10 protein-coding genes are annotated in these 13,918 nt (G+C 62.8%); 6 read left to right on the forward strand and 4 right to left on the reverse strand.

All coding sequences use genetic code 11. The features are described 5' to 3' along the window. Window positions 1–468: 468 nt before the first annotated feature. From EOA75_RS16835 to waaF, 3 genes are all read left to right on the forward strand, one after another. Window positions 469–2,001, forward strand: coding sequence for an acyl-CoA carboxylase subunit beta (locus EOA75_RS16835; RefSeq protein WP_127324693.1), 1,533 nt, complete (start codon window positions 469–471; stop codon window positions 1,999–2,001). 410 nt (window positions 2,002–2,411) lie between these two features. Further along, window positions 2,412–3,188, forward strand: a complete 777-nt coding sequence (locus EOA75_RS16840) for a glycosyltransferase (protein ID WP_245466654.1) — start codon at window positions 2,412–2,414, stop codon at window positions 3,186–3,188. Window positions 3,189–3,248: 60 nt separating this feature from the next. Continuing rightward, entirely contained in the window at window positions 3,249–4,268 is a 1,020-nt protein-coding gene (gene waaF, locus EOA75_RS16845; RefSeq protein WP_127324695.1) for a lipopolysaccharide heptosyltransferase II, read from the forward strand. Window positions 4,269–4,272: 4 nt separating this feature from the next. On the opposite strand, the gene EOA75_RS16850 is transcribed toward waaF, so the two are convergent. Together EOA75_RS16850 and EOA75_RS16855 are read right to left on the reverse strand one after the other, a co-directional pair. Further along, a complete protein-coding gene (locus tag EOA75_RS16850) occupies window positions 4,273–6,276 on the reverse strand; it encodes a hypothetical protein (protein WP_127324696.1) in 2,004 nt (667 codons plus the stop codon). Beyond that, window positions 6,273–7,799, reverse strand: a complete 1,527-nt coding sequence (locus EOA75_RS16855) for an NAD(P)H-hydrate dehydratase (protein WP_127324697.1) — start codon at window positions 7,797–7,799, stop codon at window positions 6,273–6,275. Before EOA75_RS16855 ends, EOA75_RS16850 begins: the two co-directional genes overlap by 4 nt. Before the next feature lie 345 nt (window positions 7,800–8,144). Here EOA75_RS16855 and EOA75_RS16860 point away from each other — a divergent pair, with 345 nt between their 5' ends. Both EOA75_RS16860 and glnA read left to right on the forward strand, forming a co-directional pair. Then, entirely contained in the window at window positions 8,145–8,483 is a 339-nt protein-coding gene (locus EOA75_RS16860; RefSeq protein ID WP_006205430.1) for a P-II family nitrogen regulator, read from the forward strand. Window positions 8,484–8,543: 60 nt separating this feature from the next. After that, the gene (gene glnA / locus EOA75_RS16865) at window positions 8,544–9,953 is read left to right on the forward strand and encodes a type I glutamate--ammonia ligase (RefSeq protein WP_066989632.1); all 1,410 of its coding nucleotides are present in this window, start codon (window positions 8,544–8,546) and stop codon (window positions 9,951–9,953) included. 239 nt (window positions 9,954–10,192) lie between these two features. Here glnA and EOA75_RS16870 read toward each other — a convergent pair whose 3' ends face one another. Then, window positions 10,193–11,233 (reverse strand): glutamine synthetase beta-grasp domain-containing protein, encoded by a 1,041-nt coding sequence (locus EOA75_RS16870; protein ID WP_066989630.1) that lies wholly within the window; start codon window positions 11,231–11,233, stop codon window positions 10,193–10,195. 308 nt (window positions 11,234–11,541) lie between these two features. Between EOA75_RS16870 and EOA75_RS16875 the strand changes: the two genes are divergently transcribed. Then, the gene (locus EOA75_RS16875) at window positions 11,542–11,736 is read left to right on the forward strand and encodes a DUF2735 domain-containing protein (RefSeq protein WP_067321438.1); all 195 of its coding nucleotides are present in this window, start codon (window positions 11,542–11,544) and stop codon (window positions 11,734–11,736) included. A 77-nt stretch (window positions 11,737–11,813) separates the two neighbouring features. On the opposite strand, the gene EOA75_RS16880 is transcribed toward EOA75_RS16875, so the two are convergent. Then, complete coding sequence (locus EOA75_RS16880) at window positions 11,814–13,703, reverse strand: MFS transporter (RefSeq protein WP_067321442.1); 1,890 nt, start codon at window positions 13,701–13,703, stop codon at window positions 11,814–11,816. Between the last annotated feature and the right edge of the window lie 215 nt (window positions 13,704–13,918).

A 13,918-nucleotide genomic window follows, 5' to 3' on the forward strand; every position in this document is an offset into this window, starting at 1 on the left:
GCCTTGAGCAGCGCGCCGGTGATTCCAAGGGTAGCGAAACCGTTCTGGTCCGCCTGATTTTCATTGGTCAAAATAGTCTTCTTTCACGCGGCCCTGTAGCCGCAAACATCATGGCGGCAGGGCGCAACCTGCCGTCGAAAAATTTTCAGGAAACGACAAGGCGGCGGACGGGGAGCGTCCGCGCGGCTGCGCTGTCGTGCCCGCAGGCGTCATGCCCCGGGGCTCTTTCGCCAGCTTGCCGATCGACGGGAGGGCCCACCGGAAAGAGGGAAAACAGACGCAACCAGTCTCAATTAGTGGAGAAAGCCGAAGTTCGGCCCAAGCGCCTATGCGACCGCATATGGCCGAGTCCGCCGCAAAATGCAAGGGTGGATGTTGCAGCGCAACAAAACGCCGATCGAAAAGCGACGCTTGCGCTGCGCTGCCCTCACGATTACCACAAACCACCTTTCTATTGTGGGGGCAGCGATGAAGGACGTGCTGAAGGAACTCGAGCGCCGCCGCGAGATCGCCCGGATGGGCGGCGGCAAGCAACGGATCGAGGCCCAGCACAAGAAGGGCAAGCTCACCGCCCGCGAGCGCATCGACGTCTTCCTCGACGAGGGTTCGTTCGAGGAGTTCGACATGTATGTCGAGCACCGCTCAACCGACTTCGGCATGGAGAAAACCAAGATCGCGGGCGACGGCGTCGTCACAGGCTGGGGCACCGTCAACGGCCGTCCAGTCTACCTTTTTGCCAAGGATTTCACCGTCTTCGGCGGCTCGCTGTCTGAGGCGCATGCCGAGAAGGTGGTCAAGGTGCAGGAGATGGCGCTGCGTAATCGCGCGCCGATCATCGGCCTCTACGACGCGGGCGGCGCACGCATCCAGGAAGGCGTGGCCGCGCTCGGCGGCTATGCCGAGATTTTTCAGCGCAACGTGCTCGCCTCCGGTGTCATCCCGCAGATTTCGCTGGTTATGGGCCCGTGCGCCGGAGGCGATGTCTATTCGCCGGCCATGACCGACTTCATCTTCATGGTGCGCGACACCTCCTACATGTTCGTCACCGGGCCGGACGTGGTGAAGACGGTGACCAATGAGACGGTGACGGCCGAAAGCCTCGGCGGCGCCACGGTACACACGACCCGATCCTCCATCGCCGACGGCGCCTATGACAACGATGTCGAGGCGCTGCTGCAGATGCGCCGGCTGATTGACCTGTTGCCGGCGTCCAATACCGCAGAGATTCCCGAGATCGAATGCTACCAGTCGGTGACGGACCATGACATGTCGCTCGACCGGCTGATTCCGGACAACGCCAACAAGCCCTACGACATCAAGGAACTGATCCTGAAGGTTGCCGACGAAGGCGACTTCTTCGAGATCCAGGCGAGCTTCGCCAGGAACATTGTCACCGGCTTCGGCCGTGTGGAGGGGCGAACCGTCGGCTTCGTCGCCAACCAGCCGATGGTTCTGGCCGGCGTGCTCGACTCCGACGCCAGCCGCAAGGCGGCGCGGTTCGTGCGCTTCTGCGACTGCTTCTCGATCCCGATCGTTACCTTGGTCGACGTTCCAGGCTTTCTGCCAGGCACCGCGCAGGAATATGGCGGGCTGATCAAGCATGGCGCAAAACTGCTGTTCGCCTATGCCGAAGCCACCGTGCCGAAGATCACCGTGATCACCCGTAAGGCCTATGGCGGCGCCTATGACGTGATGGCGTCGAAGCACCTGCGCGGCGACATGAACTATGCCTGGCCGACGGCGCAGATCGCGGTGATGGGCGCAAGGGGCGCGGTCGAGATCATCTACCGCAAGGACATCGGCAACGCGGAGAAGATCGCCGCCCACACCAAAGCATACGAGGATCGGTTCCTGTCGCCCTTCGTAGCGGCCGAACGCGGCTATATCGACGAGGTGATCATGCCGCATTCGACGCGCCGCCGGATCGCGCGGGCGCTGCGCATGCTGCGCAACAAGGATATGCAGAACCCCTGGAAGAAGCACGACAACATTCCGCTGTGAGGCGGTGGTGTCGCGACTGGTCCTTGTAGCTGGCAAGCATTTCGGCAGGTCCGCCGTTATTCTCGTTGCTTAGCCCCTCTCCTTCCGCTTGGCCTCGCGACGGGGAGTCGCCGACCATCTCAATCGGTGGAACCTCGAAAGCCGGCCGGCGGCTGGAACTCTGGCTTACGCAATCCGTCGTCGGAGGTTGACAACTGGCAACCTCTAATCACATTGAAATCACATCAATGTGATGGCGGTAATGAATGCTAATAACCCTTGCAACAAAGGGCGTCGTTCCGTGCAAAGGCTACGGCGGGATAGAACGTCAGGTCGACTGGCTGGCCACTGAACTGGTCAGGCAGGGCCACCATGTCGTCCTCGTGGCGGGCCCTGGATCGTCACATCCACTGTGCGAAGTCCGGCATGCTGTGAGCGATGCCGAGTGCCGCGCGGCGATCCCCAAGGACACCCAAATCGTCCACCTTCATGCGTGGAAGGTCGAGGTTGACTTCCCGACCCTCAACACCGAGCGGGGCCATTTACCGGATTATCCGCGGCCGCAACCGAACTGGAGCTTCATCAGCGCACGGCACGCCCAGCTGCACGGCCGCAAGACCTTCGTCTACAACGGCTTTCCGGTGGATGACTATCGGCTGGCCGAATCGAAGAGCGATCGCCTCCTCTTCATGGCGGCCATCGCACGCGCCGGAAAGGGCTTGAACCGGGCAGTCGAGCTCGCCAGGAAATTCGACTTTCCCCTCGACATCGCCGGCGGCTCGCGGTGGAAATTGCTCGGCCGAAGTCGGACCCGCCGCGAGGGGGTCTTTTTCAAGAGTCTTTCCCGCCGCTATCGCTTCAACGGCGCCGTCGACGGCGACGACAAGCTGCGCCTGCTGGGCGCATCGAAGGCCTTCCTCAATCCGATCGCCTGGGAAGAGCCTTTCGGCAATGCGCCGGTCGAGGCGATGCTGTGCGGCACGCCCGTTTTGACCACAGCGCGCGGCGCCCTGCCGGAGACGGTGGACACGGATACGGGCCGATTCTTCGAGAGCGACGAGGAGTTCGCCGAAGGTCTTGCCGAGGTCGCAGACCTGTGCATACGCAAATGCCGTGAATCTGCCGCCGACAGATTTCCGATCGCGAAAACCGCGAAGGCCTACCTGGAACTCTATGCCCGCATCCTTGATGGCGAGGCGCTTCCGTGACAAGGAACCGGCATGCTCGCCGTTCGCGGCGACTGCGTCGGATCGAAAAGGTATCGCGCGTTGCGCCCCATTCTCGTGTTCTGCTTGCCGGCAATCGGCGACTTCATCCGCTGCCATTCGGCAATTCAAATCATAGCAGCGACGTTTCCCGGACAGCCGATAGACGTCATCACCTCGCCGCTCGCCGCGCCCCTGGCGCGCTTGATGCCGCATGTCCGGAAGGCCTGGACCGTCGAGAGGCATTGGAACCCCGGTCTCAAGGAGCGGGTGCGGCTGGCGCGCGAACTCCGCCAGGAGAATTATCAGGCAGCCTATCTGCTCACCAGCAGCACCAAGGCGGCCCTGGTGCCGTGGCTGGCGGGCATTCCCGAGCGCATTGGATATCCGCGCGAGCTCCAGTTCGGCATCGTCAACCGGCTGCCGGCGGGATGGCTGAAAACCTTCGTGGCCTTCGGCCCGCGCAAGACAAGGCTCGTCGAACAGGTCTGTGCGATCGCGCTCCTCGGCAAGCAGCCCGCCGAGGAAAAACAGCTGCCGGCCCCGCGGCTGGCGATTTCGTCCGAAGACGTTGCCAAGTGGCGCCGGCGCAACGGCATCGATCCGGCAAGGCCGGTGCTTTCCCTCTATACTTCCGATTTCGAGAACATGCGCTCATGGCCGCCCGAGCGCTTCGTCTCGGTCGCACGAAAGCATATCGAACGGGGTTGGTCCGTCTGGCTTGTCGGCGGTCCGCGCGAACGCCAGGCTGCCGCCCAGATTCGCGCCTTGTTGCCTGAGGCGATCGACTTCACCTCGACGCCCGACATTGCAGAGGCCATGCACCAGATCGCGGCCTCCACCGTCTTTCTCGGTGTCGATGGCGGTGTGTCCCATGCAGCCGGCGCCTTGGGCATTCCAAGCGTGCTCATCTTCGGCTCGAACCGATCCTACGTGCATGGACCCTTGAACGAGCAGGTAACCTTCATCGAGCCTCCGATCTCGATACCGAGCTGGGTCCTGAACACGCGCGGTATCAGTGAGCAGCGTGTGCTCGAAGCGCTGGCGGCAAGCGTCGGAAAATACGCACCCCAACCGGTATGACCGCTTACTCCTCGGTGGCGCCAAAGCCCGCGCTCATGCTCGCGCGGGCGGTGTTCGTCCACGGCGTCGCATGATTGTCGATGCGTATCTGGAACAGGAAATAGGTCGGCGAGCAGAAGCCGATGCCCTTGACCCTGCCAGCACCCGGCGTGTCGGACGGCAGCGACTGGCACATATAATCCTCGCGGCAGAAACGATCGGCCGAGCAGGCCGGACGGTTACCGCGATTAACTGCGTCGCCGAGGCATTGGTCGAAATTGTTGGTCGCCACGCAAATATCGAACTTCTTGCCGCCGACCAGGCCGCAGATTTCGCTCGGCATCGGCTTGCCAGCCTTGAAAGCGGAGAAGGCCAGATCCTTCGCGTCGCAGCCGCGATAGGCGAAGCCGCCTGGCACACCGATCTTGGGCGGCCGGCAGGTATAGGCGGTGCGTGAAATGGCGGGCGCGAACGCCGCGAACTGGCCGGTGACGTTGTAACGGTCGTTGAAGGGCTGCGCGGTGTCGCTGGCAATCGTTCCGGTCAAGCAGGGATGGCCGGAAAAGATGTTCCGGCTCTCCTTCGGCAGCAGGCATTGCGCCAGTTTCGTCCTAACCCCTGTAGCGGTCGCGATCTGTGTGCAGACCGTGCCGGCTCCGCATTGCCAGCTGCTGCCGAAGCGGGCGGCGTCTTCCGGCACCAGGCACGGCATGGTCGTCTCGGCCGGGGTATAGGCGATCTCGCCGGTGTCTTTCCACGCGGCGGGTGGTGCGAAGGACAACGGGCGAAACCCGTTCGCTTCTCTGCCTTCCACAGTCGCCTGCAGCCACGCCTCGCGGCGCGGAATCTCGGCATGGAGATGCGGCGAGATGCCGACTTCGATGCGGTTGAGCGGCGAAGTCGTGCTATCGTCGAGGCCGATGAAATGGAATCCTGCGGTCGAGCCCGCCTGATGGCAGCCATGGCAGGCGCCGTTGTCGAGCCGCTCGATCAGGGCTTCAGCCGTGCGCGCTAATGTCAGTTTCGAATAGTCGACCCCGGCAAGCGCCTCCGGTTCGAACAGTGGCGTGAATGGATGATTGGCCTGCCTGGCACTGCCGAAGGTCGACCAGGAGATGACCTTCTTCGCTAGGAATTCATCCGGGATTTCGTAAACGCCGAGATCGATTGCACCGGCATTGGCGCGGACATAGTCCGTAAGCCTCGCCTTCAACCGCGCGTCTTGCGCAAGGCGGATGGTGTCCGGCGTATTTTCGAGCGGTTTCTGGCTGATTGTGGTGCCGTCGATACCGAAGATGCGCATGAGATAGGCGGCCTGACCGCCAAATTCGGTCTCCTGGCCGGAAGGAAAGCGCACCACCTGAGCGTTGAGTTCGAGCTGCTTGAAGGAGAGGCTCGCTTTATCCAGCGGTCCGCCGGACAGCCACCCGGCATCCGCCGCTTCGTCGATCTGCGGCGTCCAGCGCCCGGCGACGCCGGTACAGCCGCCGTCGGCGTCGGGAGCTGCGCGGTAGATGGCACTGAAATTGAACGGCAGCCTCGAGGCCAACACCTTGCCGTTCTTCCTGAAACTATAGGCAAGGCGGTAGATGAAGCGCACCTCGCCGCAGCCCGCTTCCCCACCGAGCTTTGCGAAGTCACGCCGGTCGAGCCGGTTGACGACGCCGACCAGCCGGAAACGCGCAGCGTCGGTCTTCAGCCAGCGCATGTCGATGATGCGGCCGACATTGCCGTCGGTCACCTCATAGAGCGGCCGGCCGCCTGCTTTCAGGTCGGCGCGCAGTGCTGCGACATCGGCCGCTACGGTGTCGACGATGGCGTGGTAGGCCGGCGCCGCGTCATAGAGCGTTTTCAGATCATCCTTGCCGCTGATGCCAAAAATACCGGCGAATCCGAAGCCATCGGCGTCGAGCTTGGCGAGCACCTGCGGATCGTCCACGACCGTGACCGGACGACCGGCAGCATCAGCCGCCCGCACGCCAAGAACAGCGATGGCAGCGACCGCGACAAGGATCGCCAGCCTCATCATCGGGCAGCCATCCCATTCTCGACCAACGCGTGCAGCACAGGCACCATCGCCAAAGGCAAATCCTCGGCGATCAGGCCGGGTCCGAACCGGCTGCCGGCTTCGGCGTGTATCCAGACAGCCGCGCAGGCCGCTTCGAACGCCGGCATGCCTTGTGCCAGGAGCCCGGCGATGATGCCCGCCAGCACGTCGCCCGAACCCGCGGTGGCAAGCCACGGCGCGCCATTGCCGTTGATCGCGGCGCGGCCGTCTGGTGCTGCGATCACCGTGTCGGCGCCTTTGTAGACGATGACGGCGTTGGCTCGCGCCGCCGCCGCGCGGGCCTTGCCGAGTTTGGAAAGAGCCTTGTCGCCCGCGACCTTGGGCAACAGCCTGCCGAACTCGCCTTCATGCGGCGTCATCACCAGCGCCGGGGCGCCGGACTTTCGGGCAGCCTGGAAAAGCGTCTCAGCCACGTCGCGAAACGAGGTGATGCCGTCGGCGTCGAGCACCAGCCCTTCAACGCCGGTCTCCTGCGCGTGCCCGGCGCCGAGCAGCGCCAGGACAAAATCGCGCGCCTTTTCGCCGATGCCAAACCCCGGGCCGAGCACAAAGGACGAGGGGCGGCGGTCGGCAAGGAACGCACCGAGATCGGCAACTGCGTCGACCTTGCGCAGCATGATCGATGTCAGATGCGCGGCATTGACCTGCATGGCATTCGCCGGCGACAGCACCGTCACCGCCCCTGCCCCGCTTCTTGCGGCTGCGAGCGCCGACAGGCGCGCGGCACCGGTGGCCGCAGGACCGCCCGAAAAGACACTGACATGACCGCGCTTGTATTTGTGCGCATCGACGGCCGGAACCGGAAAGACAGGCAGCCAGGGCGCCGGCGCATTCTCGAAACTGCGCGGCGCGACTCGAGCGATGATGTCGTCACCGATGCCGATATCGGCGAGCACGATCTCGCCGCTCGTTTCCCGCCCCGGCAGCAGCAGATGCCCCGGCTTCTTTCGCGCGAACGTCACGGTAACGACCGCCCGAAATGCGCTGCCGAGGATGGCGCCGCTTTCGCCGGAAACGCCCGAGGGCAGGTCCACGGCGACGACCGGCAAGCCGAGATCCGCAACGACCTGGACGGCCCGGCCGGCATCGCCCGACAGTGCTTTCGAGAGCCCCGCTCCGTACAGCGCGTCGACCACCAGCGATCCCGGTTCGGCCGCGAAGGCAGATAGCGGTCGTGGCTCCAACGGGCAATCGGCTGCAGCCAGCGCGGCATCGCTGCCCGCGCGCGGTTCGCCCGATTGCCACAACGCAACGTCGACACCGCTCTTCCGGAGCAGGCTCGCCACGACATAGCCGTCGCCGCCGTTGTTGCCGGGTCCGCAAAGCACGTGCACCCGTGCCGCCGCCGGATAGCGCGCCATGAGCACGGCCGCCACGGCCTCGCCGGCCCGGCGCATCAATCCGTAGCCGTCGAGCGGACCTTGTGCGATCGCCAGCCGGTCGGCTTCGGCCATTTCGGACGGGGAAAGAAGTTCATTGCGCATGGGATTGCCGATCTCCATCCGATCAAGCATTGTCCGATTTGCGGCTCGAAGCAAACAGCGGCGGCGTATGCATCCCAGAGCGGTGGGCGCCCGGAGGGGAATCTGCCTGCAAATTGCGCTATCTGCTCAAGTTTTGCGCAGACGGATGGAGGAGCGATGTATAGGCTTTGGGCGTCGATGACGCATCCGATGCAGCGGATGACGCGGATTTGCATTCGGGTGCGGCAAGGCATGGAAATCGCCCGATACCGCCCTCAACCTCTGGTAATTGGCACGCTTCGTGCTTGATGAAGGCGCAAGCGGGGCGCGCAACCCGTCTCTTTGGCAGTGGAGGCCACTTTCTACATGAAAAAGATCGAAGCGATCATCAAGCCATTCAAGCTGGACGAAGTGAAGGAAGCGCTTCAGGAGGCCGGGCTGCAAGGCATCACCGTCACCGAGGCCAAGGGTTTCGGTCGGCAGAAGGGCCATACCGAGCTTTATCGGGGCGCCGAGTATGTCGTCGACTTCCTGCCCAAGGTGAAGATCGAGGTCGTGCTCGGCGACGACGCCGTCGAAGGCGCCATCGAAGCCATACGCAAGGCGGCGCAGACCGGCCGCATCGGCGACGGCAAGATCTTCGTTTCCAACATCGAGGAAGTCGTCCGCATCCGCACCGGCGAGACCGGCATGGACGCGGTCTGACTCCACCCGTCTTCCTGAACCGTCATCATCAAAAAACGTCAGCACACAGGGATACATGACATGACGACAGCCAAAGACATCATGAAGCAGATCAAGGACAACGATGTAAAATTCGTCGACCTGCGCTTCACCGATCCGAGGGGCAAGCTGCAGCATGTGACGATGGACGTCGTCGAGGTCGAGGAGGACATGTTCGCCGACGGCGTCATGTTCGACGGCTCCTCGATCGCGGGCTGGAAGGCGATCAACGAGTCCGACATGGTGCTGATGCCGGACACGGATACGGTCCACATGGATCCGTTCTTCGCCCAGTCGACCATGGTGATCCTGTGCGACATCCTCGATCCGATCTCGGGCGAGGCCTACAATCGCGACCCGCGCGGCACCGCCAAGAAAGCCGAAGCCTACATGAAGTCGGAAGGCATCGGCGACACCATCTATGTCGGCCCGGAAGCCGAGTTCTTCGTGTTCGATGACGTCAAGTACAAGGCCGATCCCTATAACACCGGGTTCCGCCTGGACTCGACCGAGCTGCCGTCCAACGACGACACCGACTATGAGACCGGCAATCTCGGCCATCGGCCGCGCATCAAGGGCGGCTACTTCCCTGTGCCGCCGATCGACTCCTGCCAGGACATGCGTTCCGAGATGCTGACGGTGCTCGCTGAAATGGGCGTGCGCGTCGAAAAGCATCACCACGAGGTCGCGGCCGCCCAGCACGAACTCGGCATCAAGTTCGACACGCTGGTGCGCAACGCCGACAAGATGCTGATCTATAAGTATGTCGTGCACCAGGTCGCCAATGCCTATGGCAAGACGGCCACTTTCATGCCGAAGCCGGTGTTCGGCGACAACGGCTCGGGCATGCACGTGCACCAGTCGATCTGGAAGGGCGGCAAGCCGACCTTCGCCGGCAACGAATACGCCGGCTTGTCGGAAACCTGCCTCTTCTACATCGGCGGCATCATCAGGCACGCCAAGGCGATCAACGCCTTCACCAACCCGCTCACCAACTCCTATAAGCGTCTGGTGCCGGGTTACGAAGCGCCGGTGCTGCTCGCCTATTCGGCGCGCAACCGTTCGGCCTCCTGCCGCATTCCGTTCGGCTCCTCGCCGAAGTCGAAGCGCGTCGAGGTCCGCTTCCCCGATCCGGGCGCGAACCCCTATCTCGGCTTTGCCGCCATGCTGATGGCGGGTCTCGACGGCATCAAGAACAAGATTCATCCCGGACAGCCGATGGATAAGGATCTCTACGACCTGCCGCCGAAGGAATTGAAGAAGATCCCGACGGTCTGCGGCTCCCTGCGCGAAGCGTTGCAGAACCTCGACAAGGACCGCGGCTTCCTGAAGGCAGGCGGCGTGTTCGACGACGACCAGATCGACTCTTATATCGAGCTCAAGATGGCCGAGGTGATGCGCTTCGAAATGACCCCGCACCCGGTCGAGTACGACATGTACTATTCGGTGTAAGCGACTGCATTCCCGACAGAAAACAACCCCGGCGAAAGCCGGGGTTTTTCGTGAACAGCTCGCCAGAGGGCGGAAAGGCCGCAGGACGGGCCTCGTCAGAACAGCAGGCCAGCACTGTCGCGAGAGCGCGGATCTCATCGCCGCCAAGCAAGCCAGGCGTAAAAAAGCCCCGGCATTTCGCCGGGGCTTTTTTGATGTTCGCTGGCCTGGCGCGGACTGCCGCCCACGCCGTAGAAGCATCACGCCGCAGCCGAGACCTTTGCGTCGGTCGCGACCTCCGAGATCGTCTTCAGGACCTGCGAGGCGATCTGGTAGGGGTCGCCCTGGGAGTTCGGGCGGCGGTCTTCCAGATAGCCCTTGTAGTCGTTCTTGATGAAGGAGTGCGGCACGCGGATCGAGGCGCCGCGGTCGGCAACGCCATAGGAGAACTTGTTCCACGGCGCAGTCTCATGCTTGCCAGTCAGGCGCTTGTCGTTGTCCGGACCATAGACGGCGATGTGATCCATCAGGTTCTTTTCGAACTGGGCCATCAGCGCCTCGAAATAGGCCTTGCCGCCGACTTCGCGCATGTACTTGGTCGAGAAGTTGCAGTGCATGCCCGAGCCGTTCCAGTCGGTATCGCCAAGCGGCTTGCAGTGGAACTCGATGTCGATGCCGTACTTTTCGGTAAGGCGCAGCAGCAGGTAGCGCGCCATCCAGATCTGGTCGGCGGCCTTCTTGGAGCCCTTGCCGAAGATCTGGAACTCCCACTGGCCCTTGGCCACTTCGGCGTTGATGCCTTCATGATTGATGCCGGCTGCGAGACAGAGGTCGAGATGCTCCTCGACGATCTGGCGCGCGACATCGCCGACATTCTTGTAGCCGACGCCGGTGTAATAAGGTCCCTGCGGCGCCGGATAGCCGCTCTCGGGGAAGCCGAGCGGGCGGCCATCCTTGTAGAAGAAATATTCCTGCTCAAAGCCGAACCAGGCGTCCTCGTCGTCCAGGATGGTCGCGCGGCTGTTCGAAGCATGCGGGGTGACGCCATCGGGCATCATGACTTCGCACATGACGAGAACGCCGTTGGTGCGCGCCGGATCCGGATAGAGCGCGACCGGCTTCAGCACGCAGTCGGAGCTGCGGCCTTCGGCCTGGTTCGTGGAAGAGCCGTCGAAGCCCCACAGTGGCAGCTGCTCGAGCGTCGGGAACTCGGCAAACTCCTTGATCTGGGTCTTGCCGCGCAGATTGGGGGTCGGGGTGTAGCCGTCGAGCCAAATATACTCGAGTTTGTATTTGGTCATTCCAGTGCCTCTCGTTGCTTGGACGCCGGGGCGGCATCAACGCATGGCCGGACCGAGCCGGCCTGCCGTGCGCTAAAATGCAATTCGTATGCCACTCTCCTCGTCCAGGGTGCGGCAAAATGGTCATCGCAAAGCGTTGATTTTGCTGAGCCTGCGCAGCAATGCGCGGCGATCGTTCAGGCGCGCTTTCTGCATAAATATTGTGCAGCGACTGATCTTTTTGTGGGCATATTGCCTAAATGAATCGCAGAACCTATCTTGGGAACAGATTTGAATCGACTTGCTCCTGAAGAGGTAGGAGGCCGCCAATGGATGTCACCACGTCCCGTCCTTCGGCAAAGATCCTGATGTTCCCGCTTGCAGGCCGGGCGTCTGCCTCAAATTTAGGCGCAAAGGCGAAATTCGCGGCAGAGCTTGCCTCGTTGCGCAATACGCACGCAGATTTCGACGGCTGGTACCATCAGGCGGCAATCGAGGAAGAACACAAGCAGCGCAAGAGCTGACCAATTCTTTCCAGCTCGAGACGAGAAAAAGCCCGGCGCGATCGCTCGCGCCGGGCTCTTCATTTGCCGAGGATCGGCTACTGCTTGGCGTCCAGATCGGTGCCAAGCGTATCCCTGACGAAGATCATGCCGATGATAAGCGACATCGCGGCGATCACCACCGGGTACCAGAGGCCGTAATAGATGTCGCCCTTGTAGGCGCTGAGTGCGAACACCGTTGCCGGCAGCAGGCCGCCGAACCAGCCATTGCCGATATGGTAAGGCAGCGACATGCCGGTATAGCGGATGCGGGTCGGGAACATCTCGACCAGGATTGCGGCGATCGGCCCGTAGACCATGGTCACGAACACGACCAGGATGAACAGGATGCCGATCGTCACCGGCCAATTCACCGCCTCCGGATCGGCGACCATGGCAAAGGCACCACCGCCCGGGATGTTGTAGACGGTGACCTCGGGGGCGCCGGCCGCTTCCTCCTTGGTCAGCAGCTTGTCGGCCACCGCCTTGTCGGTCGGAACGGTCGTTTTCTCGCCGCCGCGGATCGCCGCGGCATCGAGCTTCAGTTCCGGATTGGCTGCGACGAAGGCGTCGAGCTTCTGGTCCGGCACCTTGGCCGCGGCCCGCTTCAGCGGATAGCCGCCATCCTGCAGGGACATGTTGACGGCCTTTTGGAAGGCGGCCTCCTTGGCCTTGGCCTGATCGCCGGCGGCGACGGCGTCATAGGACTGCACCGTCTCGTTGCCGATCTTGACCGTGGCGGCCGTGCCGGGTGCCGCGGTCGAAACGACGTCGTAAGGCACCGAGTTCTTGGTCAGGAACGAGGTCGCGATATCGCAGGATGTCGTGAACTTCGCCGTGCCGACCGGATTGAACTGGAACCTGCAGTCGCCGGGTGCCGCGGTCACCGTCGCGCGCGTGTTCTGCTGTGCGGTGGCCAGCGCCGGATTGGCGGCCCAGGTCAGCGCCTTGAACAGCGGGAAGGTGCAGACGATTCCCAAAGCAAGGCCGGCCATGATGATCGGCTTGCGGCCGATCTTGTCGGACAGCCAGCCGAACACGACGAAGAAGATCGAGCCGACGGCAAGCGCGATCGCGATCATGACGTTGACCGACCACGCGTCGACCTTCAGCACGTTCTGCAGGAAGAACAGCGCGTAGAACTGGCCGTTGTACCAGATCACGGCTTGGCCTGCGGTGAGGCCGAGCAGCGCCAGAAGCGCGATCTTGGCATTCTTCCACTGGCCGAAGGCTTCTGACAGCGGCGCCTTGGAGCCCTTGCCCTCCTCCTTCATGCGCTGGAAGGTCGGCGACTCCGAAAGCGACAGCCGGATCCAGATCGAAATGGCAAGCAGCAGGAAGGAGACGATGAAGGGAATGCGCCAGCCCCAGGCAGCGTAGGTTTCCTTGCTGAGCGAACCCTGGACGATGAGGATGACGATCAGCGACAGGAATAGGCCGAGCGTTGCCGTCGTCTGGATCCAGGAGGTGTAGAAGCCGCGGCGATCGTCCGGCGCGTGCTCTGCGACATAGGTTGCGGCACCGCCATATTCGCCGCCAAGCGCCAGCCCCTGCAGCATGCGCAGCCCGATCAGTATCACCGGCGCCGCGATGCCCCAGCTGGCATAGCCGGGCAGCAGGCCGACCAGGAAGGTCGACAGGCCCATGATTGTCATGGTGACGAGGAAGGTGTATTTGCGGCCGACGAGGTCGCCGATGCGGCCGAACACAAGCGCGCCGAAGGGACGGACGAGGAAGCCGGCGGCGAAAGCTAGCAGCGCGAAGATGTTGCGCGTCGCCTCGGGGATGGTCGGGCTGAAGAAGGTCGCGCCGATGAAGGCGGCCAGCGAACCGTAAAGATAGAAATCGTACCATTCGAAAACGGTACCGAGCGAGGAGGCGAAGATGACCTTCTTTTCCTCCCGCGTCATGCCGCGGCTTTTTCCGCCGGCGGTCGATGCCATTGCCATTGATATATCCTCCCGTGGATCCCGTCTGTCCTCGATGGCTGCGCGCCACCGTCCGCAATTCCTCCGAACGCGGACTCAAAAACGCGGCCAACGAAGGAAAAAATGGCAGAAAGCGCCCCGGAAAGGCACCGCGACGATGGGATTATGACTTTGGTATTAGATGCAATGCGAAGCGGCGCTCAGGCTTTGAGCGCCTCAAGCAGGCTGACTGCCGC

This window comes from Mesorhizobium sp. M1A.F.Ca.IN.022.07.1.1 (assembly GCF_003997575.1).
GTDB lineage: Bacteria > Pseudomonadota > Alphaproteobacteria > Rhizobiales > Rhizobiaceae > Mesorhizobium.